The 21,158-nt window shown below is 71.0% G+C and carries 17 protein-coding genes; 11 read left to right on the plus strand and 6 right to left on the minus strand.

The features are described from left to right. Window positions 1-151: 151 nt before the first annotated feature. From P1J78_RS02535 to P1J78_RS02555, 5 genes are all read right to left on the minus strand, one after another. The gene (locus tag P1J78_RS02535; protein WP_275565743.1) at window positions 152-2,044 is read right to left on the minus strand and encodes an ABC transporter ATP-binding protein; all 1,893 of its coding nucleotides are present in this window, start codon (window positions 2,042-2,044) and stop codon (window positions 152-154) included. Beyond that, window positions 2,041-3,930, minus strand: coding sequence for an ABC transporter ATP-binding protein (locus tag P1J78_RS02540; protein ID WP_275565744.1), 1,890 nt, complete (start codon window positions 3,928-3,930; stop codon window positions 2,041-2,043). The genes P1J78_RS02535 and P1J78_RS02540 overlap by 4 nt, the downstream gene beginning before the upstream one ends. A 274-nt stretch (window positions 3,931-4,204) precedes the next feature. After that, entirely contained in the window at window positions 4,205-5,032 is an 828-nt protein-coding gene (locus P1J78_RS02545; protein WP_275565745.1) for an SDR family NAD(P)-dependent oxidoreductase, read from the minus strand. Continuing rightward, window positions 5,017-6,021, minus strand: coding sequence for an acyl-CoA dehydrogenase family protein (locus tag P1J78_RS02550; protein WP_275565746.1), 1,005 nt, complete (start codon window positions 6,019-6,021; stop codon window positions 5,017-5,019). Before P1J78_RS02550 ends, P1J78_RS02545 begins: the two co-directional genes overlap by 16 nt. A 4-nt stretch (window positions 6,022-6,025) precedes the next feature. After that, window positions 6,026-7,147: an acyl-CoA dehydrogenase family protein gene (locus P1J78_RS02555; protein WP_275565747.1), complete on the minus strand. Its 1,122-nt coding sequence runs from the start codon at window positions 7,145-7,147 to the stop codon at window positions 6,026-6,028. Between the two features lie 326 nt (window positions 7,148-7,473). Here P1J78_RS02555 and P1J78_RS02560 point away from each other — a divergent pair, with 326 nt between their 5' ends. The 10 genes from P1J78_RS02560 (at window position 7,474) to P1J78_RS02605 (ending at window position 18,798) form a co-directional block, all read left to right on the plus strand. Then, the gene (locus P1J78_RS02560) at window positions 7,474-8,628 is read left to right on the plus strand and encodes an acyl-CoA dehydrogenase family protein (protein ID WP_275565748.1); all 1,155 of its coding nucleotides are present in this window, start codon (window positions 7,474-7,476) and stop codon (window positions 8,626-8,628) included. After that, the gene (locus P1J78_RS02565) at window positions 8,628-9,548 is read left to right on the plus strand and encodes an acyl-CoA dehydrogenase family protein (protein WP_275565749.1); all 921 of its coding nucleotides are present in this window, start codon (window positions 8,628-8,630) and stop codon (window positions 9,546-9,548) included. Before P1J78_RS02560 ends, P1J78_RS02565 begins: the two co-directional genes overlap by 1 nt. Continuing rightward, a complete protein-coding gene (locus P1J78_RS02570; RefSeq protein ID WP_275565750.1) occupies window positions 9,545-10,339 on the plus strand; it encodes an enoyl-CoA hydratase/isomerase family protein in 795 nt (264 codons plus the stop codon). The genes P1J78_RS02565 and P1J78_RS02570 overlap by 4 nt, the downstream gene beginning before the upstream one ends. 9 nt (window positions 10,340-10,348) lie before the next feature. After that, window positions 10,349-11,944, plus strand: coding sequence for an AMP-binding protein (locus P1J78_RS02575; RefSeq protein ID WP_275565751.1), 1,596 nt, complete (start codon window positions 10,349-10,351; stop codon window positions 11,942-11,944). Between the two features lie 98 nt (window positions 11,945-12,042). Beyond that, complete coding sequence (locus tag P1J78_RS02580; protein WP_275565752.1) at window positions 12,043-12,831, plus strand: IclR family transcriptional regulator; 789 nt, start codon at window positions 12,043-12,045, stop codon at window positions 12,829-12,831. A gap of 62 nt (window positions 12,832-12,893) precedes the next feature. After that, on the plus strand, window positions 12,894-14,504 hold the full coding sequence (locus P1J78_RS02585; RefSeq protein WP_275565753.1) for a thiamine pyrophosphate-binding protein: 1,611 nt from the start codon (window positions 12,894-12,896) through the stop codon (window positions 14,502-14,504). 247 nt (window positions 14,505-14,751) lie between these two features. Next, window positions 14,752-15,960 carry a C4-dicarboxylate TRAP transporter substrate-binding protein gene (locus P1J78_RS02590; protein WP_275565754.1) on the plus strand — a complete coding sequence of 403 codons (1,209 nt, stop codon included), beginning with the start codon at window positions 14,752-14,754 and terminating at the stop codon, window positions 15,958-15,960. 76 nt (window positions 15,961-16,036) lie between these two features. Next, the gene (locus P1J78_RS02595) at window positions 16,037-16,597 is read left to right on the plus strand and encodes a TRAP transporter small permease subunit (RefSeq protein ID WP_275565755.1); all 561 of its coding nucleotides are present in this window, start codon (window positions 16,037-16,039) and stop codon (window positions 16,595-16,597) included. Continuing rightward, window positions 16,594-18,087, plus strand: a complete 1,494-nt coding sequence (locus P1J78_RS02600; RefSeq protein ID WP_275565756.1) for a TRAP transporter large permease — start codon at window positions 16,594-16,596, stop codon at window positions 18,085-18,087. Before P1J78_RS02595 ends, P1J78_RS02600 begins: the two co-directional genes overlap by 4 nt. A 174-nt stretch (window positions 18,088-18,261) precedes the next feature. Further along, entirely contained in the window at window positions 18,262-18,798 is a 537-nt protein-coding gene (locus P1J78_RS02605) for an NADPH-dependent FMN reductase (protein ID WP_275565757.1), read from the plus strand. Window positions 18,799-18,823: 25 nt separating this feature from the next. Here P1J78_RS02605 and P1J78_RS02610 read toward each other — a convergent pair whose 3' ends face one another. Next, window positions 18,824-19,816 carry a LysR family transcriptional regulator gene (locus P1J78_RS02610; RefSeq protein ID WP_275565758.1) on the minus strand — a complete coding sequence of 331 codons (993 nt, stop codon included), beginning with the start codon at window positions 19,814-19,816 and terminating at the stop codon, window positions 18,824-18,826. Window positions 19,817-20,086: 270 nt separating this feature from the next. Between P1J78_RS02610 and araD1 the strand changes: the two genes are divergently transcribed. Beyond that, a complete protein-coding gene (gene araD1, locus P1J78_RS02615) occupies window positions 20,087-21,091 on the plus strand; it encodes an AraD1 family protein (RefSeq protein ID WP_275565759.1) in 1,005 nt (334 codons plus the stop codon). The last annotated feature ends 67 nt before the right edge of the window (window positions 21,092-21,158 follow it).

The raw sequence follows: 21,158 nt of genomic DNA on the forward strand, positions 1-21,158 counted from the left end.
TGGGCCGGCCCCGGCCGGCCCCACGGGCACTCTATCGAACCGACGGCAGATGGACAGCACCGAGTGGGCGCGTGGCACGGGGTGCGGTCGGCGACGAGCGGGGCCGGCACCGGAGGGAACGCGGGCTCGGCGATGCGACCCGCCCCGCGCCCTATGTCGCGATGGCGCGGTCGGCCTCGCTCAGATCCTCCGGCAGGTCGTCGAAGCTGGCGTAGTTCAGGTCGTAGAGCTTCGCGTAGAGCCCCTTCTGCGCCATCAGCGTCTCGTGGTCGCCCTCTTCGATCTTGTGGCCCTGCTGCAGCACGACGATCCGGTCGGCGTTGCGGATGGTCGCCAGCCGGTGGGCGATCACCAGCCCGGTGCGGCCTTCCAGAAGCCGTTGCAGCGCCTTCTGGATCTGCATCTCGGTATAGCTGTCGATATTCGCCGTCGCCTCGTCCAGCACCAGGATCTTCGCATCCGCCACCAGCGCCCGTGCAAAGCTGAGAAGCTGGCGCTGGCCGAGGCTGAGATTGCTGCCGCGCTCTTCCAGCATGGTCTCGTAGCCCAGCGGCATCGCCTGGACGAACTCGTGCGCGCCGACGGCCTTCGCGGCCTCGACCACGTCGTCGTCCGAGGCCCAGTGCGAGGAATAGCGGATGTTCTCCATCACGGTCCCGGTGAACAGGTACGGCTCCTGCAGCACCATCGCGATATGGCGGCCCAGGCTTTCCTGGGTGACGTCGCGCACGTCGTGGCCGCCGACCCGCACCGCGCCCGCCTGGACGTCGTAGAACCGGTGGATCAGCGAGATCGAGCTGGACTTGCCCGAGCCGGTGGGGCCGACCAGCGCGACCCGCTCGCCGGACTTCACGTGGAAGCTCACGTCCTTCAGCACCGGATGCTCCGGATCGTAACCGAAGGTCACGCCCCGGAACTCCACCGAGCCGTCGTCCTCGGGCCCCAGCGGCACCGCGTCCGGGGCGTCGGTCACGTCGACCTCGACGTCGAGCACCTCGGTCAGCCGGTGGCCCGAGGCCATCGCGCGCTGCATCACCGAGTATTGCATCGTCAGCGAGCGGATCGGATCGAAGAAGCGCTGGATGTAGAACAGGAAGGCGACCATCACGCCCACCTCGATCCGGCCCGACACGACCATCAGGCCGCCGCCGACGACGACCACCGCCATGGCGATGCCGGTCAGCGTGTCGACGATGGGGATCATGATCTGCGCCAGCCGCGAGGCCCTGAGATGCGCCTGATAGGTACGCCCCACCAGCTGGCCGTAGAGCTCGGCGTTCAGATGCGCCCGGCCCATCGCCTGCACCGCGCGCACGCCGTGGATCGCCTCGGCCAGGGCGCCGTTGGCGACCGAATTCGCCTCGTGCGCCGCCATGAAGGCCGCCCGCGCCTTGGCCAGCCACAGCACCCGCACGCCCAGCAGCACCGGCAGCACCATCAGCACCATTGCCGCGAGCTGCCAGTCGAGCCACAGCATCACGCCGACGATCCCGACCAGCAGCGCGATGTCGCCGACCGACTGCACCGAGGTCTCCAGGAATTCCTGCATCGAGTTCACGTCGCCCTGCAGGCGCGACATCAGGCGGCCCACCTCGGTCTTGTCCATGAAGGACAGCGACACGTGCTGGAGGTGAGCGAACATCTTGCGGCGGATGTCGAACAGCACGTTCTCGGCCATCCAGCCGGTCACCCGCTCCTGCGTCAGCGAGGCCGCGTAGTTGACCGCGATCGCCACCCCGAACAGCGCGACGATCCCGGCGAGCAGGCCCGGCGGCGCGTCGGGCGCCATGCCGTGGTCGATGGCGTAGCGGATCAGAAGCGGGATCGTCAGCTGCGAGACGGTAAAGACCAGCACCGCCGCGACGGCGATCCACACGCGGCGGCGGTAGGGATGCACGAAGGCCCAGATGCGGCGCACGACCTTCCCGTCGAAGACCCGGCCGAAGATCTCCTCCTCGATCCGGTCCGAGCCGACGACGGCCCGCATCCGGGCCCGCCCGTCATCGTGCGGATCGCGCGGTTCGCCTGTGCGGGTCGGGCTCATCGGGCGTCCTCCGTCTGGTCCAGCACATCGGCCTCGGGATGCATCTGCAGGTCGTAGAGCGCCTTGTAGCGGCCGCCCAGTGCCAGGAGTTCCTCATGCGTGCCCCGCTCGACGATCCGGCCGTTCTCCAGAAACAGGATGCGGTCGGCGTGCATCAGGCTGGCCAGCCGGTGCGCCACGATCAGCGTGACGCGGTCCCTGGCATAGTCCTTCAACGCGGCGCGGATGCGGGTTTCGGTGCCGGCGTCGATCGCGGCCGTGGAATCGTCGAAGATCAGCACCGCGGGCTCCATCATCAGCGTCCGCGCGATGGACAGCCGCTGGCGCTGGCCGCCCGACAGCGACACGCCGCGTTCGCCCACGACGGTGCGGTACTGGTGCGGCAGGCCGAGCACGTAGTCGTGCAGCTGCGCCGAGTCCGCGCTGCCGCGGATCCGGCGATCCTCGCTGAACGGGGCGGCATAGGCGATGTTGTTCTCGATGGTGGTGGTGAACAGGAAGCTGTCCTGCTGCACGATCGCCACCGCCTGGCGCACCGAGGACAGCGTCACGTCGCGGATATCCTGCCCGTCGATGGTGATCGCGCCCTCGGTCGCGTCGTAGAAGCGCGGGATCAGGTGCATCAGCGTGGTCTTGCCGGCCCCGGGCGGGCCGATGATGCCGATGGTCTCGCCGCGCGTCGCCTCGAAGGAGATGCCGGATATCGCGCGCTGTTCGCCGGCGCCGTGATAGGCGAAACCCACATTGTCCAGCCGCAGCGTGCCGTCGGTGATCTTCAGGTCCTGCGCGCCCGGCGCGTCGTCGATCTCGACCGGCATGTCCAAGAGCTGGAACAGCCGCGCCCCGCAGGTGGAGGCGCGGGCATAGGCATTGACCATCAGGCCGAGCTGGCGGACCGGCATCTGCAGGATCGTCATGAAGGTCAGGAAGGTCGCCAGCGTGCCCACCGTGATCTCGCCCGACGCCACCTGCCGGCCGCCGAACAGCAACACCAGCCCCATCGCGGCGAAGAAGGCAAAGGTCATGGCCGAGGTGTTGCGCACCCGCACGTCGATGCGGCGGTGGCTGAGCTCCAGCGCGTCCTTCGACGAGCGGTCGAACTTCGCCATCTCGTGATCCTGCGCGGCGAAGGCGCGGACCACGCGGATGCCGGCCAGGTTCTCCTCCATCTTCTGGCTCAGCACGCCCAGCTTCTCCTGCAGGATCAGCCAGGTGCGCCGCAGGGTCAGCTGCATGACCGAGCTGCGCCAGGCCGCGAAGGGCACGAAGGACAGCGCCAGCAGCCCCAGCACCACGTCGGTGGACAGCAAAAGCCACGCACCGATGCCGATCAGCAGGGTCAGGAGCAGCGTGCGCACCAGCGCGGTAGAGAAATACATCCGCACCCCCTCCAGGTCGAGCATGCCCACCGTGATCAGGTCGCCCGAATGGGTGCGGTCGTGGAACGAGAAGGGCAGCCTTTGCACCTTGTCGTAGATCGCGTTGCGCAGATCCTGCGCCAGCGCGTGGCCCACCGATTCCGCGGCGTAGTTCTGCGCCAGCGTGAACAGCCCGCGCAGCACGCTCGCGCCCAGGAGCGTCAGCGCGATGACGACCAGCGCCCCGACATCCGGGTCCGCGCCGGCCATTGCCTGGGTCCGGTCGACCGCGTCGCCCAGGATGACGGGGATCGCCAGCTGCATCACCACCGCCGCCACGGTGGCGGCAAAGGCGATCCCGGCCCGCCGGGGATAGCGAAAGCACATCCGGGTGATGCGCGCGATCGCGCCCAGGCCCTTCTGGGTGTCGACGGCGGCGGTCCGGCGAAACATGCGGTCGTCGGGCGCATTGTCGGGCGCGGCGTCGGGCGCAGTTTCGGGCGCGGAGGCGTGATCTGGCCGTGTCATCTCGCTTGTACCGCCGGCGCTGCGCCGCGGCCTCCTGCTGGGTCCGGCGTCGCGCCGGTGTGTGGATAACTGCGCGTTTCGAAGCCAGCCGCTGCAGGTCCGCACTGCAGGTCAGAGGGGATGGCACGGCGCCAAGCACGCCCGGACCGGGCGTAGCTCGCGTATAGCAGCCTGGTTCACGGATTTACAAGATTGCCCGGACAAAGCGATGACGGCTTTGCCGCGATCGGCATCGAGCGCCTCGGGCCACGGGCCGGCCGCGTCCGCCGCGCCGTCAGGCGTCCGGGTCGGGTTTCGGCGGCCGGCCCGAATGCGTCCAGCCGGCGGGTCTGACGGTCCGCTCGGCGTCGAGCGCCTCTTCGGTCAGGAACTTCGTCGTGCTCCAGCCGCCGTCCACGGCCAGCGTCTGCCCGTTGATCCAGCCCGAGGCGGGCGAGGAGAGAAACCAGATCGCCTCGGCCACGTCCTCGGGACGGCCCATGCGGGGCGAGGGCGTCATGTCCAGGTTCATCCGGCGGAAGCCCTCGACCTGCAGCCGGTCCTCCGTCATCGGGGTCGGCACCACCCCGGGCGCGACCGAGTTGCTGCGGATGCCGGCGGATCCGTACTGGCAGGCCATGTGCCGGGTCAGCCCGTCGAGCCCCGCCTTGGCCGCGGCATAGGCGCCGCCGCGCAGCCCGCCGAGGATGGCGAAAGTGGAGGAGACGTTGACGATGGTGGCCTCGTCGCCGAAGGCGCTAAGCGCCGCGCGGCACATGCGGAACGGGGCGCGCAGCATCAGCCCGAGGAACCGGTCGAGCGTCGCGTCGTCGGTGTCGTGGACGGGCTTCGGCCCGCCCATGCCGGCGTTGTTGACAAGGTGGTCGAGCCGCCCGAAGGCCGCGGTGGCCGCGGCCACCGCCCGCTCCGGGGCGTCGTCGGCCGTCACGTCGACCGCGAGCGTCTCCAGCGGCGCGTCGAGGTCGGAACACTCCGCCCGCATCCGGTCGAGTTTCTCCGGATCCCGGCCGACGCCGACCACGGCGCAGCCGTTCTTCAGGAAGGTGCGGGCCGTGGCCAGGCCGATCCCGCTGGAAGCTCCGGTGATCAGGGCGACGCGCATGGGGTCCTCCTAGGCCGGTTGGTGCGGGGCGCGAGGGCGGCCGGCAGATCGAGCAGCGGCGCCGGTTCGCCCAGCCGTATCAGGACATGGGCCTGTTTCAGATAGTGGTGGATGTCGGCCTCGGCCGAGAAACCGATGCCGCCATGGACCTGGATCGCGGTGCGCGTGTTGAACAGCGCGGCCCGCGGCGCCAGGCGGCGCAGGGCGGCGACCTGGAAGGCGGCGTCGTCGCGGCCGTCGCGGGCGGCTATGGCGGCCATGTCGAGCTGGGCCGACAGCATCTCGGCCTGCAGGCCCATATTCGCGCAATGGTGCTTGATGGCCTGGAACGCGCCGATCGGCTTGCCAAACTGGCGCCGGGTCTGCGCGTAGTCGACGGCGAGGTCGCGGGCGGCCTCGGCGATGCCCAGAAGCTGGGCGGAGACCAGCAGGTCGGCGGTCAGACAGGCCCTGTCGTCGCCCTCGGCGATCCTGCGGCCGCGGCCCGGGGCCAGCCGGCTGGTGGCGATGCCGCCGTGGCCGAGCCCCGCGACCGGCTCGGGCGCCGTGCCGCCGAGCTCGATGAGCGACAGCCGCCGGCCCTCGAACGCAAGCGCGAGCGCGGCGCCCTCGGCGTCGATCAGCAGGTGGCCGTCGCCGTGCGGGAGGGCGGGGCAGACCTCGGCCGCGCCGGCGGCGATGCGCTCGGCGAGCGCCGGTTCCGCCTGCCGCGCGGCCAGACGGCAGGCCAGCGCCCCCGCGACGGCCCTTGGCGAGACGAGATGGTGGCCGAGACGGACATGCAGCAGCGCCTCCTCGACCAGCGTGAAGCCCGCGCCGCCGTCCTCTTCTGACGCCGCCAGGAGGAAGCCGCCGAACTCCGCAAGCGCCGCCATGCTGTCGGTGCGGGGCTCCCGAAGCCGGGCGACCGGGTAATGCGCCGCCAGCATCGCCGTCGCGGCGTCGAGGATCTGGCGCTGGTCGTCGGTGCGGTTCAGATCGCAGGTCATGGCCCTAGCTCCGCGGCAGGCCGAGAATGCGCTCGGCGATGATGTTGCGCTGGATCTCGGCGGTGCCGCCGGCGATCGTTTCCGAATAGGCCTCCAGGTAGTCGTGGGTCGGCGGCGTGTCGGTCAGCGCCTCGGCCCCCAGGATGTCCATCGACGCCTGCGCGATGCGCTGGGCGAGTTCGGCGAAGACCAGGCGCATCAGCGAGCCGTCGGAGGATGTGGCGGAGTCGCGGAACACGGTGCGGTAGGTCATGGCGCGCAGCGCGGCGGCCTCGGCCCGCAGATCGGCCAGCCGCTCGGCCGTGGCGCTGCCGGGGGCGGGCTCGGCCCGGGCGATCAGGTCCTCGACCTTGATCGACAGGGCCAGTTGCACGCCCATCGCGGCGGTCCGGCGCTCGAACCCCAGGGTCGTCATCGCGGTGCGCCAGCCGTCGTGGAGGCCGCCGACGACGTTCGACAGCGGAATGCGCACGTCGTCGTAGAACACTTCGGCGAAATGCGTCACGCCGGCCATGTTGCGGATCGGACGTACGGTGATGCCGGGGGCCGTCATGTCGCAGATCACCCAGGACAGGCCGCGGTGGCGGTCCTGGTCGGGATCGGTGCGGATCAGCAGTTCCTGGTAGTCGGCGATGTCGGCGAAACTGGTCCAGATCTTCTGGCCGTTGACGACGATCTCGTCGCCCTCGACGCGGCCGGTCGCGGCGAGCGACGCGAGGTCCGAGCCGGCGCCGGGTTCCGAGAAGCCCTGGCACCAGACGGAGCGGCCCTCCAGGATGCGGGGCAGGTGAAACGCCTTCTGCGCGTCGCTGCCCAGCGCGATCAGCGTGGGGCCGGCATGGTTGACCGCGACGAAGGTGCAGTCGAGCACCGAGGGCGCCCGGGCGCGGACGTATTCCTCGTACCACAGGATCAGCTTTTCCCCCGGGGCGCCTTGGCCGCCGTATTCGCGGGGCCAGCCGAGGCCGGACCAGCCGCCCGCGTGGCAGGTCGCGAGCCAGTCGAGCGCATAGTCGCGGGCGGGCTGGCCGTCGTAGGGCGCAGGCGCCGCGGGCACGTTGTCGGCCAGCCAGTCGCGGGCGGCGCGGCGGAAGCATTCGTCGTCCTCGGTGATGTCCAGGCGCATTGCGGGCTCAGCGCCTTCCGGCCGGGGCGGCCCGGCGGCGCCCGCGGACGCCCGCGCCGCATGTGACTCCGGGCTGGCCGGTGGTCGACGACATGCGCAAATCCTTCCTCCCGTTCGCGATCCCATTATATGGACCGTGCTGGCCGCCACCCGTCCGGCAGCGCCGGCCGGAAGGGTAAAGCCCTGACCGGCATTGTTCAACTCCGATGTGCCGCCGCTCAGCTTGACAGGCGCACGGTCTCGCGGCACGGTTCGGGGACTGCACCGACAGGAATGCCGTCCCGAATAATGGGATAACGATCGGATAAGGCGGGGGGAGGACGCGCTTGCATTTCGACTGGACCGAGGAGGATCGCGCGTATCGGGCACGGGTTCGGGACTTCCTGCACCGCGAGCTTCCGCCGGACTGGCCGGAGATCGCGCGCCACGGGCCGGGGTCGAGGGCGCAGACCGATTTCAGCCTGGAGTTCTGCCCGAAGCTGGCCGAGGCCGGGCTTCTGGTACCGCACTGGCCCGAGGACTGGGGCGGCGCCGACCGCCCGACCTGGGAGCATTTCATCCTGGGCGAGGAGATGTGGGCCGCCGGCGAGCCGCGCGGGGCGCAATACATGAACGTCAACTGGATCGGCCCGACGCTGATGCGCTTCGGCACCGAGGAGCAGAAACGCCGCTACATCCCGCCGATGGCGGCCGGCCGGGCGATCTGGTGCCAGGGGTTCTCGGAGCCGAACGCCGGCTCCGACCTGGCCGCGTTGCGCACGCGCGCGGTGCGGGACGGCGACGACTATGTCATCGACGGAACCAAGATCTGGACCTCCTATGCCGGGATGGCCGAGACTTGCTTTTTGCTGGCGCGCACCGGCGGGCCCGAGAGCGGCAAGGCGGGCATCGCGATCTTCCTCGTCCCGATGGACACGCCGGGCATCGAGGTCAGGGCGATTCCCAGCCTGATCGGTCACGGCGACATCCACGAGGTGTTCTTCACCGGGATGCGCGTGCCGGCGACGGCGCGGCTGGGCGAGGAGGGCGAGGCCTGGTCGATCATCCGCTTCGCGCTCGCGAACGAGCGGGTCGGCATCCCGCGCTACGAGCTGTCCGCCCGCGTGCTGGAGCAGATGGTGGAGGATCTCAGGCAGCAGGGGCGCTTCGACGACCCGGTGATACAAAGCCGCGCCGGCGCGGCGGCCGCGGATTGCGAGGCGGCGCGGATGCTGACCTACCGCGTCGTCGACGGCAAGGCGCGCGGCGCGGCGCCGGGCGCCGAGGCCAGCGTCGCGCGGGTCGCGGTGGTGGCGGCCGAGAACGCGGTGATGGATTTCGGGCTCGACTTCCTGCCCGAGGCCTTCTCGGGCGGGGCGCGGCCCGCCTACTTGTCGCATCACGAGCGCGCCATCGTGACCGGTATCGCGGCCGGCGCGGCGGAAATCCAGCTCAATCTGATCGCGCACCGGTTTCTCGATCTGCCGAAGGTGGCCTCCTGATGCGGTTCGAGCCGAACGAAGACCAGGCCACGTTCCTCTCGGTCCTCGACCAGATGGCCGAGGACGCGGGCGCGGCCTGGGAGGTTCCGGCCGACTGGTCGCGGTTCCAGTGGGCCGCAGGGCTCGACCGGACGCTGGAGGAGAACGGCTTTTTCGATTGCGCGGCCGAAGAGTCGCTCGGCCCCGTGGCGGCGGCGGCGATGGTGCACCGGCTGGCGCGGCTGCCGGTAACGCTGGAGGTCGCGGCCTCGGCCCTGCTGCGCCCGTTCCTGCCCAAGGGCCTGCCGCGCCCGGTCGCGGTGATCGACGACAGCCCGGCGGCGCCGATCCGGTTCCTGCCGGTCGCGGCGTCGGTTCTGTCGCTCTCGGGCGACGCGGTGCGCGTGGCGGTCCTGGCGGAGGGCGACGTACGGCCGGTGGACAGCCTATTCGCCTATCCGATGGGGGTGTTCGCCCGGACCATCGGCGACTGGCAAAGGCTCGACGCCGACCCGAACGCGGTGCGCGAGGCCTGGCGCGTCGCGCTGGCGGCCGAGCTGGGCGGCACCCTGCGCGGCGGCCAGGACGCCGTGCTGGCGCATGTGCGCGAGCGGCGCCAGTTCGGCCAGCCGCTGGGCAGCTTCCAGGGGGTTCAGCACCGGCTCGCGGGCGCGGGCACGAAGATCGAGGCGGCCTACTGGATGACGCTGCGCGCGGCGCAGGGCGTGGATCCGGCCGACTCCGCCGTCGCGCTGGGCTATGTCCAGAATGCCGCGACGGCGGCGGTCTACGACCTGCACCAGTTCATGGGCGCCATGGGCCTGACCCTGGAACACCCGTTGCACCGCTGGACCTATCGCGCGCGGCTGCTGAAATCCGCGTTGGGCGGCCCGAGCGGCAATTTCGGGCTCGTCGCGCGCCGGAAATGGAGAGCCGCATGAGCGAGCCGCCCGCCTTCGAGATGCTGACGCTGTCCCGCCGGGGGCGCCGGCTGGACATCACGCTGAACCGGCCCGAGGCAATGAACGCCTTCGGCAAGGTGATGCATGCCGAACTGGTCGACGCGCTGCGCTTCGCCGCGGGCGACGACGGCTCGGACGTGATCGTGCTGACCGGGGCGGGCAAGGCGTTCTCGGCCGGGGGCGACCTGGCGCGGATCGAGGAGTTCCAGGCCGACCCGTCCGAGTTCGACCGCGAGGCCGAGGATGCCAAGCGGATCGTCTTCACGCTGCTCGACATCGAAAAGCCGGTGATCGCGCGGCTGAACGGCGCGGCCGTGGGGCTGGGCGCGACGCTGGCGCTGCTCTGCGACGTGATCTTCGCCGCCGATCACGCCAAGATCGGCGATCCGCACGTGACGGTCGGGCTGGTGGCGGGCGATGGCGGCGCGGTGATCTGGCCGCAGCTCATAGGCTTCGCGCGGGCCAAGGAATACCTGATGACCGGCCGGCTCCTGACCGCGGCCGAGGCGGCGGAGATCGGGCTGATCAACCACGCCGTTCCGGCCGCCGAGCTGGATGCGCGCGTGGATGCGTTCTGCGACGAGCTGCTCGGCGGTTCGACGCAGGCGATCCGCTGGACCAAGACGGTGGTGAACCTGGAGCTCAAGCGCATCGCGCATGCGCTGATGGATCCGGGGATCGCCTACGAGTCGCTGTCGGTGCGCAGCGAGGACCATGCCCGCGCGGTCCGCGCGATGCGGCAGGAGATCGCCCGGAAGAAGGGCGGCTAGGATGTCCCGATGACGCGGCTGGACGACAGGGTGGCGGCGTTGCGGCGGGCCGGGCGCACGCGGCGGGCGCAGGGCGAGGGGCTGGGCACGCTGGCGCTGCGGCGCGCGGCCGCCGACCCCGACCGCGTGGTCGTCAGCGAGGCGGCGCGGTCGGTCACCCGCGGCGAGATGCTGGACATGGCGCTGCGGCTCGGCGGGGCGCTTCTGGCCCGCGGGCTGCGCCCCGGCGCGGCGGTCGCGGTGCAATTGCCCAACTGGTGGGAAGCCTGCGCGATCAACCTGGCCGCGGCGCTGTTCGGGTTCCGGCTGGTGCCGCTCTTGCCGATCTACCGCGCGGCGGAGCTGGGCGCGATCCTGCCCGCCTGCGAGGTCGCGGCGATCTTCGTGCCCGAGCGGCTGGGGGACACGGCGTATCCTTCGCTCGTCGCCGGGCTGCCGTGGCGGCCCGCGCAGGTGTTCACGGTCCGCGGCAGCGGCCCGCAGGATTTCGCCGCGCTGGTGCGCGAGGCGCCGGCGGAGCCGCAGCTGCCGGACAGCGACGACGCGAAGATCGTGCTCTTCACCTCCGGCAGCACCGGGCAGCCGAAGGGCGTGCTGCACGGCCACGCGAACCTCGACGCGATGATCCGCGAGGTGGCGACGTTCTGGGAGATCGGCGCGCAGGACACGCTCTACGTGCCGTCGCCCATCGGCCATATCGGCGGGTCGATCTATGCGTTCGAGTTCCCCTGGATCACCGGCTGCCGCGCCGTGCTGGCCGAGCGATGGGATCCGGACCGCGCGGTGCGCGAGATCGAGGCGGAGGGCGCGAGCTTCATGGCCGGGGCCACGCCGTTCCTGTCGGGCCTCCTGACGGCCTCCGAACGGGCGGGGTCGCGGCTGCCGACGCTCCGCCGCTTCATCTGCGGCGGGGCGAGCGTGCCGCCGGAACTGGTGCTGCGCGGGCTGGACCGGTTCGAGAACGCGGTCGTCTCGCGCGCCTACGGCTCGTCCGAGGTGCCGCTGGTCTGCCCCGGCATTGCGACCCGGGACGAGGCGGCGCGGCGGGCCGACACCGACGGCGAATGCACGGCGGAGCTGCGGCTGCTGGCCCCCGACGGCACGCCCGCCGCCGAGGGCGAGGCCGGAGAGATCGCGGTGCGGGCGCCGCGGATGCTTCTGGGCTATCTCGACCCGGCCGACGAGGAGGGCGCCTTTACCGCGGACGGGTTCGTCCGCATGGGCGATCTGGGCCAGCTGATCGAGGGCCGGTTCCTGCGGATCACCGGCCGGATCAAGGACATCATCATCCGCAAGGGCGAGAACATCAGCCCGCTGGAGATCGAGAACGCGCTGGCGCGGCACGAAGCCGTGCGCCAGTCCGCCGTCGTCGGGATTCCCGACACCGAGCGCGGCGAACTCGTCGTCGCCTTCGTGGTCCCGCGGGCGGGGCAGGCGTTCGACCTCGCCGCGATGACCGCCCACCTGACGGCGCTCGGCCTGGCGAAGCAGAAGTTTCCCGAGCGGCTGGAGATCGTCGACAGCCTGCCCGTCACCGCCGTCGGCAAGGTGAAGAAGGCCGAGCTGCGCGAGATCGCGATGCACGGGACGGGGACGACGGCATGACCGCGGCGCCCGTCCTCCCGCCCGTCCCGCGCCGAACTTGCCGGGCCGGGCGGCGCTGTCTAGGGATGTCAGAACGCAACGCACCGGAGGCGAGCCCCATGGCGCAAGACGGAACCCAGGCCATCCGCCGTGCCGCTGCCATCCTGCAGCGCATCGCGCGGGTGTCCGAGGCGGCGCCGCCGACGCTGCGCGAGATTTCCCGGGCGATGGACCTGCCGCGGTCGACGACGCACCGCATCCTGAAATGCCTGACCGAGACCGGGCTGGCCGACTACGACCCGCAGACCCGCCGCTACGAGATCGGCCTGCTGAGCTACGAGCTCGGCCTGGCGGTCACCGATCGGGTGCTCGACCTCCTGCCGCTGCGCCGGGCGGTCGACCGGGTGGCGGCGCGGACCGGGGCGACCTCCTACCTGATGCGCCGCTCCGGGATTGAGGCGGTCTGCATCCACAAGGCCGACGGCACCGCCGTGATCCGGGTGATCCCGGTCGAGGTGGGCCAGCGCCGGTTCATGGGTGTCGGGGCCGGGGCGACCGCGCTGCTGGCGGAACTGGACGACGCCGCCGTGGAGCGCATCCTGGCGGAGATCGAGGGCGAGCTCGACGCGTATGCCGACCTGAGCGCGGACCGCATCCGCCGCGCCGTCCAAGCGACGCGCGAGAGGGGCTATGCCGAAAGCGCGCGGCAGGTTTACAGTTCGACCTACGGACTCGGCGTCGCGGTGCGCACGGCGCACGGGCAGGCCGATTTCGCCGTCTCGATCGCCGCCCATGCGCCCGAGGTAAGCGACGATCTGATCGGCACCTGGCGGGCGATCATCGACGAGGAGATCGCCCGCGCGACGGGCGACCGGGCCGGCCCGGGTCCGGCCACGCAGAGCGGATAGCCTCCGCCGCCGGAGGTTCGCTCCGGCGGTGGCGCAGCTGGGCACGGAGGAGCGGAACGACCATGCCGAAAGTATACGAGGAACTCGCGCGCGCCCTGGCCGCGGCGGACCAGGGGCCCGTCTTCGGGCTCGTCGGGGATGCCAATCTCTATCTGGTGGATTGCTTCATCCGCGCACATGGCGGCGACTACGTCGCGGCCGCGAACGAGAACGGCGCGGTCCTGGCGGCGCTGGGCTATGCCTCGGTCTCGGGCCGGGTGGGCGTGGCGACGGTCACGCACGGCCCCGCCGTTACCAACACGTTGACCGCCCTGGCCGATGGCGTCCGCTCCGGCCTGCCGGCGCTCTTGATCTGCGGCGACACGGCCGTTGCCGACCGCCAGAACCTGCAGAACATCGCGCAGCGCGAGGCCGTCCTGTCCACCGGCGCCGGCTTCGAGCAGGTGCATTCGGCCGAGACCGCGCGCGACGATCTGATCCGCGCGATGCGGGCGGCGGCGGCCGAGCGGCGGCCCTATGCGCTGAACCTGCCCACCGACCTGCAGCACGAAACCGTCGCCGCGGCGCAGGGCGCGATCCGGATCGCGCCGACGCCGCCCGCGGTGGTGCCGCAGGAGGGCGACGACCTGCACGAGGCCGTCGCAGTCCTCGCGGCGGCGAAGCGCCCGCTGGTGCTGGCCGGGCGGGGGGCCTGCGATGCGGAGTCGCGCGCGGCGCTCCTGCGGCTGGCCGACCGGCTGGAGGCGCCGCTGGCCACGACGCTGAAGGCGCGCGAGCTGTTCCGCGGCGAGGACTGGGACCTCGGCATCTTCGGCACCCTGTCGGCGCCCGGCGCGGTGGAGGCGATCCTGCAGGCCGACTGCGTGATCTCCTTCGGGGCGAGCCTGTCGAGCTACACCACCTCCGACGGCGCGTATGTGGAGGGCAAGCGCGTGGTCCAGGTCAGCCCGCGCGCGGCCGACCTGGGGTGCTGGCACCGGCCCGACGTCGCGGTGCTGGGCGACGCGGCGCCGACGGTGGAGGCGCTGCTGCGCTGGCTGGACGAGGCCGAGATCGCGCCGTCGGGCTTCCGGGGAGAGCTTGCGCCCCGGGGGCTCGGCGACTTTCCGGCGGCCGAGGCGCCGGCCGAGGGGCTGGACTGTGTCGCGGCGCTGTCGCGGCTGGAGGCGCTCCTGCCGCGGCCCCGGACCTTCGTGATGGATGGCGGCCGGCACATGATCAATGCGCTGCAATACGTCACGGCCGGCGACCCGCAGCACTATGTCCACACGACCTCGTTCGGGGCCATCGGGCTGGGCATGGCCTATGCCGTCGGGGCCGCCAAGGCCGCGCCCGACCGGCCGGCGGTGCTGATCTGCGGCGACGGCGGTTTCATGCTGGGCGGCCTGGCGGAGTTCAACACGGCGGTCCGGCACGCGCTGGACCTGACGGTCGTGGTCGCCAACGACGGCAGCTACGGGGCCGAGCACGTGCAGTTGCGCAACAAGCAGATGGACCCGGCGGTCAGCCTGTTCGCCTGGCCCGACATCGCCCCGGTGGCCGAGGCGCTGGGCGGGCGCGGCGTGACCGTGCGCGAACTGGCGGACTTCGCGGCGGTCGAGGCCGCGATCGCCGAGGGCCGGCGGCCGCTCCTGATCGAGCTGAAGCTCGACCCGGACAGGATCGGGACATAGGCGGCGCGCTGCACCCCCGATGTGTCCCGTATTATGAGACGAGATCGGCGTTGCGGACGGTCGGTACATGCGAAAACCATCGCGCGATGGGCAAGAGATGGGAAGGAATTGCCTGATACCGCATTTCGCCGGCGCGGGCGTCACTGAGCAGTTGTCCCACATGGTAGGAGGTGTTAGCCTTCCGTCGATTGCGGGGCGACACTGCAGACCGCAAGTCGTCCGTTGTGTCGATCGGGAGGAGAAAACGATGCGAATGGGGATAACGAAGGGCGTCTCCGCGCTGGTGCTGGCGACCGCGATGGCGGCCGGGCCGGTCTCGGCGCAGGAATGGCTGGACAACCTGGAGCCGCGGGTGCTGCAACTCGCCGACTTCTCGGGCGACCAGACCGCCAATTTCGGCAAGGCGATGGTCGAGTGGGAAGAGGCGATCACCGAGTTCACCGACGGCAAGATCACGTTCGAGAACTACTGGTCCTCGTCGCTTCTGAACGCGCTGAACACGCTGGAGGGCGTGGGCGACGGGGTCGCGGATGTCGGTCTGATCATCCCCAGCTACTATCCCCAGCAGCTGCCCGTCGGCACCTGGCTGTTCGGCCTCGGCGGCGCGCTCAGCGGCTCGACGGTGCATGACGTGGCCGCCGGCGGCGCCACCGCGCTGGAGACCGTCCTGACCCTGCCCGCGCTGGAAGAAGAGTATGCCCGCCACAACCTCGTGGTCATGCAGGGCACCTCGACCCCGGCCTACAACCTGCTGTGTAACACGCCGATCTCGTCGCTGGAAGAGGCCGAGGGCAAGCGCGCCCGCGCCATTGGCGGCGTCTGGTCCGACACCGTCGAGGCGCTGGGCATGACGCCGGTCAGCATCGCCTGGAACGAGGCCTACGAGGGGCTGCAGCGCGGCGTGTTCGACTGCATGGTGATCAACCCCAACCAGTATGCCGACGGGCTGATCCTGAAGGACGTGGCGCCGGAATACGTGCCGGTGACCTTCGCGCAGCTGCAGGCGTCGACCTGGGTGATGAACAAGGACACCTGGGAAAGCTTCCCGGTGGAGCTGCAGAACTTCATCATCAAGGAAAACGTCCGCGCCGCCTACAACATCTGGAAGGGCTATCTGGAGATCGAGGCGAAGGCGGGCGACCTGATCGCCGAAGGCGAAGAGATCCGCACCCACGACGTGTCCGAGCTGGAACCGGTGGCCAAGGCGCAGCGCGAGGCGGCGCTGGACGAGCTGGCCGAGAGCGCGCCGCCCAGCGTCGAGAACCCGCAGCAGGTGGTCGACGAGTACCAGGAGCGCATCGACTACTGGACCGGCGTTCTGGAAGAGCAGGGCTATCCGGTGGCCGAGCGCACGCCGGAAGCGATCGTCGACGCCTTCGCCGGGCTGCGCGACGTGGACCTGTCGGCCTTCTACGAGCGCTACAAGGACGAGGTTCTGCCGACGCTCCTGAAGTGACGCCGCGCCGCCGCCCGGCGCGGTCCGGGCGGCGGCCGCGCGCCCCCTTGCGGCCCCGACAGAAGGAACGCCGTTCGTGACCGACCGCAGCGATCCGCCCGCCCGGCGCGCGCCGGCCGCGCTCCGTCTGATCGACGGGCTGGCGGGGCTCTTCGCCTACGGGGCGGCGGCCGCGCTGATCCTGCTGGCCGCGTCGGTCTTCGTCGACGTCGTCGGCCGCAGCTTCTTCAACGCGCCGTTCACCGGGACGCTGGAGATGACGGCGAACTGGTGGATGCCGACGCTGACCCTCTTCGCCTTCGCCTATACCGAACGCCGGCAGGAGCATATCAAGGTGACGATCCTGCTCGACGCGCTGCCCTTGCGGATGCGCCAGATCGTCGAGGGCGCCTTCGGCGTGCTGGCGACGGCGCTGCTGATCGCGCTGACCTGGTACACGCTGGTCGACGCGCTCGACAGCGCCGGCTACCGCGAGACCACCTCCTCGCGCCCGCCGGTCGCGATCTGGCCGTTCAAGTTCGTCGCGGTCGCCGGGATCGGCCTGTTCGCGCTGCAATACGCCGCCAGCACGTGCCGCTACTTCCTCGGGCACCTGCCGCGCTATCACGCCTACGACACGGACGCGGATCTGGGATGACGCCCCCCGACGAGACCGGCGGCGACACGGCGGCCCCGGCCCGCTACGGCCGCAGCAAGGTGCCGCTGGTGCTGTTCGCCATCGGGCTCGCCGTGGCGGCCGGCGCGGTCGCGGCGATGCTCTGGCTGGACATCTCGAACCGCCAGATCGGCGGGCTGGTGATCGCGCTCAGCATCGTGCTTCTGCTGATGGGCATTCCCGTGGGGGTCGCCATGCTGGGCGCCGCGCTCCTGGGCCTCTATGCCATCAGCGGCCTTCGGGTGGTGACCTCGACGATGGAATCGGCGGTCTTCGACGGCGCCGAATCCTGGTCCTACAGCGTGATCCCGATGTTCATCCTGATGGGGATGATCCTGTGGAAGTCGGGCCTGACCGAAACCGCCTTCGAAAGCGCGCGCCGCTGGCTCGGCTGGCTGCCGGGCGGGCTGGCCGTGGCCACGAATTTCGCCGGCGCCGCGCTGGCGGCGTCGAGCGGCAGCACCATCGGCATCACCTATGCGCTGGGCCGCGTGTCGATCCCCGAGATGCTGAAATCGGGCTATCACCCGCGCCTCGCGGTCGGCAGCGTCGCCGCCGCCGGCACGCTGGGCCAGATCATCCCGCCGAGCCTTCTGCTCGTCGTCTATGCCGGCGCCGCGGCGGTGCCGGTCGGCCACCAGCTGCTCGCCGGCGTCCTGCCGGGGCTGATCCTGGCGGCCGCCTTCGCGCTGATGATCGTGGTCCATGCCAGCCTGCGCCCCGGGCTCGCGCCGCGCGTCGACATGAGCACGGTCACCTGGGCCATGCGGTGGACCTCGCTGGTGGGCGTGCTGCCGATCCTGCTGGTGATCGTCGTGGTGATCGGCGGCCTCTTCGCCGGCATCTTCACCGCCACCGAGGCCGGCGTCTTCGGCATGCTCACCGCGCTGGTCTTCGGCACGTTCCACCAGCTGCGCGGCGGCCGCGGCTGGCGCGCCGTCGGCACCATGTGCCGCGAGTCCGTCGTGGGCACGCTCCTCGGGACCGCGTCGGTCTTCCTGCTGATCATCGGGGTCGAGGTTCTGACCCGCGCGATGGCGCTCAGCCAGGTGCCGAACATGCTGGCCCAGGGCATCCTGGACATGGGGCTGGGGCGCGTCGAGATCCTGCTGATGCTGATCCTCGTCTACCTGTTTCTCGGCATGTTCATGGACACGCTGGCGATGATGCTGCTGACGATCCCGGTCCTGCTGACGCCGCTGCAGGCCGTCGGCGTGGACCCGCTGTGGTTCGGCGTGTTCCTGGTGGTGATGGCCGAGGTCGGGCTGCTGACGCCGCCGCTGGGCATCCTGACCTTCATCGTCCACCGCATCGCCTCGGACCCCGAGGCCAATCTCGGAACGACGATCACCCTGGCCACGGTGTTCCGCGGCGTCGCCCCGTTCGCCGTCACCGCGATCCTGGTGCTGCTGCTGCTGATCGCGTTCCCGCAGATCGCGACCTGGCTTCCCGAGGCCGGGGCGGGGTCCTGACCGGCGCGGGCCCCGCGCCGCCGTCGCAAGACAGCACTCCCGCATCCGCGCACCAACGGTCATCTGGCCCGTCCGCTATCGAGGGTATATGGCGCCCCGATCCGCCCCTGTATCAGGTGGGCACGGCCGGTCGTCGCCGACGCCCCGCCCGCCAGACCAAGGAGACCCGACACGATGCCAAAGCTTCTCTTCATCCCCGGCAGCCTCCGCGCGGCCTCGTCGTCGCGCGCCACCGCAGAGGCGCTGATGCGCCGGCTGGAGGAGGTGGCCGCGTGCGATCTGGCCGATCCCGGCCGGCTGCCGCATTACAATGCCGATGTCACCGACGACGCCGCGGTCGCCGCCTTCGTCGCGGCCATCGACCAGGCCGACGGGCTGGTCTTCGTCACCCCGGAATACAACTACTCGATCCCCGGGCTTCTGAAGAACGCCATCGACTGGGCGTCGCGCCCGGCCTATGCGTCGGTCTTCGTCGGCAAGCCCTGCGCCATCGTGTCGACCTCGGGCGGGGCGCTCGGCGGCGTGCGGGCGCAGGCGCATCTGAAATACGTCCTGAGCGGGATGCTGGCCGCGGTTCACCCGTGCCGGGAGCTGGTCATCACCCATGCCAATGCCCGGCTGTCCGACGGCACGCTGGACAGCGACGAAACGCTCGGCATGGCCGAGGACACCCTACGCGCCTTTACCGCCGCGCTCAGCCGGGCCGCCTGACACAGGGCCGCGGCAAGGGACCCCGTCATCCCTCGGCCCGCAAGCGTGACCGGGCCAGCGCCCGGTCGCGCAGAAGGCCCAGGACACGCTCGGCCGCCGGGCTCATGCCGCCTTCGGACCGGCTGACCAGTCCGTAGGCCTTCACCACGATGTCCGAGCGCACCCGCAGGCGGTCCAGCCGGCTGCCGAGCCCGGAGTCGTTGATGTAGAAATCCGCGACCGCGCTGGCCAGCGGCGCGATCGCGTTGGTCCCGTGAACCAGCGCCAGGGTGAACAGCGTCGAGGTCGTGCCCAGCACCCGCCGCGGCAGGTCGTGGCCGTTGGCCAGCAGGTAGCTCTCCGCCGTCTGCCGCAACAGTCCGCCCGGCGGCTGCATGACCCAGTCATAGTTCAGGCAGTCCTCGAGCCCCGCGTCGCTGCGGCGGGTCAGCGGGTGGCCGCGGCGGACGATCAGGCTGATCGGTTCCTCCTGCAGCGGCACGAACCGGAACGGGCGGCTGTCCGCCCCGTCGGGGATGCGGCCGATGAAGAAGTCGAGATCGCGCGACAGCAGCGCCTCGGCCAGCTTGACCGAGGTGTCGATCTCGATCCCCAGCTCGATGCCGGGATAGGCGACGCGCAGGTCGCGCACGACGGGCAGCAGCAGTTGCAGCGACGGCCCGGTGACCGAGCCCACGCGGATCTGGCCGCTGGTGCCCAGGCTGGCCTGGGTCACGCGCTCATGCGCCAGGTCCAGCTCGTTCAGCACGCGGGCGGCGTCCCGTGCCAGGCTGCGGCCCGCCTCGGTCAGCGTGATGCCGCGGGGGTGGCGGCTGTAGAGCTGCGAGCCGGTCACGTCTTCCAGTTGCGCCAGCAGCCGCGACGCGGCGGGTTGCGTCAGCCCCACCCGCTGCGCCGCTGCCGCGACCTGCCCGGTCTCCGCCACGGCGGCGATCAGCCGGAGCTGCGACATCTTCAGCCCGCGGCGGGCCAGGGTGTCCGTCCGCGCCGCGCGCGGCTGCTGGTCCAGCGTGTCCATTGCGACGGCTCCGCGTTGTGTCGGTCCCGGCCAGTGTGGCCGGGATGCGGAGGCCGTGCAATTCCCGATATGCCATTTCTGCATGTCCAGAAAGAAAATCGGAATTATCTAGGAATGACAGGCAGTGCTACCTGTGTCGCTGCGTCAGGCTCGGTCGAGCCGGCACCGCCCGGCCCGGGCGGTCGAGGGAGGACAGCAAGAGACGGACCGCAAGCGCGCGCGAAAGCCTTGTCGCGTGACAGGAGAGGTTCGCCTGGAGGCACGCCGGACATGCTGCTTTCGCAATTCCTGCGGGACGACGGGCGCATCCAGCTGGTTGCGCGCGAAGGCTCCGAGGCGTTCGAGGTCGCCACCTCCGACACGCTCTACGATCTGGCCCGCGCCTGCGCCGCCACCGGCGAGGGGCTGCGCGAGCGGGTGCTGGCGCTGGGCCTGTCCGGCCCGGTCGACCTGGAGGCGCTCTACGACGAACACCGCCTGCTGCCGCCGCTCACCCATCCCGACCCGGCGCATCTGTGGCTCACCGGCACCGGGCTGACCCATCTCGGCGCCGCCGTCCCGCGCGCGGAGATGCCCGATGCGGGGCCCGATGTGGAGGCGGCCGAGGACAGCGATGCGATGAGGATGTTCCGCATGGGTGTCGAGGGCGGCAAGCCGCGCCACGGCATCGCGGGGGTCCAGCCGGAATGGTTCTTCAAGGGCACCGGCGTCGCGCTGGTGGCCCCTGGCGCGGCGCTGACCCGGCCGGCCTTCGCCGAGGACGGCGGCGAGGAACCGGAGGTCGCCGGCCTCTACGTGGTGGCCGAGGACGGCACGCCGGTCCGCATCGGCTTTGCGCTGGCCAACGAGTTCTCCGACCACGTGATGGAGCGGCGCAACGCCCTCTACCTGTCGCATTCCAAGCTGCGGCAGGCGTCGGTCGGCCCCGAAGTGCTGATCTCCGACCTGCCCGAGACCGTCGCCGGGATCAGCCGCATCCGGCGCGGCAACGAACTGGTGTTCGAGGCGCCGTTCCTGACCGGCGAGACGAACATGTCCCACAGCCTCGCCAACCTGGAGCATCACCACTTCAAGTACGACGTCTTCCGCCAGCCGGGCGACGTCCATATCCACATGTTCGGCACGGCGACGCTGTCGTTCAGCGAAGGCGTCATGGCGCAGGCCGGCGACGTCTTCGAGATTGAGGCCGAGGGCTTCGGCCTGCCGCTGCGCAATCCGCTCGCGGTCAGCGCGAAGCCGTCGCCCGACCGCGCGGTGGAGGTGCAGACGCTATGAGACCCGCCCGGACCCGACATCGGAACACCCCGCAGACCGCCCGGCCCACGGGCGGCGCGACAGAACG

The sequence above is a fragment of the Psychromarinibacter sediminicola genome (assembly GCF_029168335.1).
Taxonomy (GTDB): domain Bacteria; phylum Pseudomonadota; class Alphaproteobacteria; order Rhodobacterales; family Rhodobacteraceae; genus Psychromarinibacter; species Psychromarinibacter sediminicola.

What these genes read in the sequence shown, in the direction of transcription:
- araD1 (WP_275565759.1), top strand. Translation starts at nt 20,087, where the DNA reads ATGCTGCTTTCGCAATTCCTGCGGGACGACGGGCGCATCCAGCTGGTT.
- P1J78_RS02545 (WP_275565745.1), bottom strand. Translation starts at nt 5,032, where the DNA reads ATGCGCGTCGCCCTGATCACCGGAGCTTCCAGCGGGATCGGCCTGGCC.
- P1J78_RS02570 (WP_275565750.1), top strand. Translation starts at nt 9,545, where the DNA reads ATGAGCGAGCCGCCCGCCTTCGAGATGCTGACGCTGTCCCGCCGGGGG.
- P1J78_RS02535 (WP_275565743.1), bottom strand. Translation starts at nt 2,044, where the DNA reads ATGAGCCCGACCCGCACAGGCGAACCGCGCGATCCGCACGATGACGGG.
- P1J78_RS02575 (WP_275565751.1), top strand. Translation starts at nt 10,349, where the DNA reads ATGACGCGGCTGGACGACAGGGTGGCGGCGTTGCGGCGGGCCGGGCGC.
- P1J78_RS02610 (WP_275565758.1), bottom strand. Translation starts at nt 19,816, where the DNA reads ATGGACACGCTGGACCAGCAGCCGCGCGCGGCGCGGACGGACACCCTG.
- P1J78_RS02565 (WP_275565749.1), top strand. Translation starts at nt 8,628, where the DNA reads ATGCGGTTCGAGCCGAACGAAGACCAGGCCACGTTCCTCTCGGTCCTC.
- P1J78_RS02585 (WP_275565753.1), top strand. Translation starts at nt 12,894, where the DNA reads ATGCCGAAAGTATACGAGGAACTCGCGCGCGCCCTGGCCGCGGCGGAC.
- P1J78_RS02605 (WP_275565757.1), top strand. Translation starts at nt 18,262, where the DNA reads ATGCCAAAGCTTCTCTTCATCCCCGGCAGCCTCCGCGCGGCCTCGTCG.
- P1J78_RS02555 (WP_275565747.1), bottom strand. Translation starts at nt 7,147, where the DNA reads ATGCGCCTGGACATCACCGAGGACGACGAATGCTTCCGCCGCGCCGCC.
- P1J78_RS02580 (WP_275565752.1), top strand. Translation starts at nt 12,043, where the DNA reads ATGGCGCAAGACGGAACCCAGGCCATCCGCCGTGCCGCTGCCATCCTG.
- P1J78_RS02550 (WP_275565746.1), bottom strand. Translation starts at nt 6,021, where the DNA reads ATGACCTGCGATCTGAACCGCACCGACGACCAGCGCCAGATCCTCGAC.
- P1J78_RS02540 (WP_275565744.1), bottom strand. Translation starts at nt 3,930, where the DNA reads ATGACACGGCCAGATCACGCCTCCGCGCCCGAAACTGCGCCCGACGCC.
- P1J78_RS02590 (WP_275565754.1), top strand. Translation starts at nt 14,752, where the DNA reads ATGCGAATGGGGATAACGAAGGGCGTCTCCGCGCTGGTGCTGGCGACC.
- P1J78_RS02600 (WP_275565756.1), top strand. Translation starts at nt 16,594, where the DNA reads ATGACGCCCCCCGACGAGACCGGCGGCGACACGGCGGCCCCGGCCCGC.